The 964-nt window shown below is 63.7% G+C and carries 2 protein-coding genes; both read left to right on the plus strand.

The genetic code is table 11. From position 1 onward, the window contains the following. Window positions 1-448, plus strand: a 448-nt coding sequence (locus ACFQU0_RS20035) for a DUF3987 domain-containing protein (RefSeq protein ID WP_382203740.1), incomplete at its 5' end; no start/stop codon positions are given. A gap of 221 nt (window positions 449-669) precedes the next feature. Continuing rightward, a complete protein-coding gene (locus ACFQU0_RS20040) occupies window positions 670-960 on the plus strand; it encodes a hypothetical protein (protein WP_382203742.1) in 291 nt (96 codons plus the stop codon). The last annotated feature ends 4 nt before the right edge of the window (window positions 961-964 follow it).

The raw sequence follows: 964 nt of genomic DNA on the forward strand, positions 1-964 counted from the left end.
CTCGCACCTGAGCAAGTACCGCAAGCTGATTCCGGCCCTGGCGCTGATCTTTGCCCTGGTGGACACCCCCGACAGCGGCGGCGTGATCCATGAGCGTGAACTGATCCGGGCGCTGGCATGGGGTGACTACCTGCGAAGCCATGCCGAGCGCATCTACGCGGCAGCAGTGATCCCGGAAACCGCCGGGGCCAAACAACTGTTGGACAAGATCAAGGCGGGCAAGCTGTGCGACAGCGACGGCGTGATTCTGGAATCGTTCGAGCCGTGGAAAGTGTCGGTCAAGCATTGGGCCGGATTGGGCACCACTGACGCAGTACGCAAGGCGGCGGACCTGTTGGCCGATCATGGTTGGCTGGCGCGTGAAGTGATCCCCGGCGGGGCCAAGGGAGGCAGACCCAGCGAGCGTTATCTGATCCATCCCATGCTGTTGAATGGGGGTGGCGCATGAAGTGGCTGGATCGGCTGAAAAACCCAAAAGCCCCACCCCCCCACGCTAGAGAACCTAGACAACCCCCGGCAGAGGGTGGCCCGGATGGTTTTCTAGGTTTACAAGCGTACCCCCCGGCACCTTTTCAGAAAATCGAGGCCAGCACAGCGGCGGCAAACGATGCCACCGACACCACACCGACAACTGAGCCTGACCGCTGGTGCTGGCCGCACAGCGAGGCCATGAACACGGTGGAAATCGACACGTTCACGGCGCGGCTGTCTCGCTTCACCGACAAGGGGCTGACACTGGCCGATGCAGAGCGCGAGGCCGACCGGCTGGCGATCCGGGATCGTGAGAACGACGACCGGCGGCTGTGCCTTGAATGTGCCCACCTTCACGGCGCTGGCCGCTGGCGCTGTGGCAACTGGCACCGGGCAGAGGTGGCCGCACAGTTGAAGGATGCCCACCTACCCGGCGCGCTGGTGCTGACGTTGCAGCGGTGCCCAGGCTTCGGAGCAACGACACCATGAGCAA

The organism is Hydrogenophaga defluvii (assembly GCF_042665235.1).
Classification (GTDB): domain Bacteria; phylum Pseudomonadota; class Gammaproteobacteria; order Burkholderiales; family Burkholderiaceae_C; genus Hydrogenophaga; species Hydrogenophaga defluvii_A.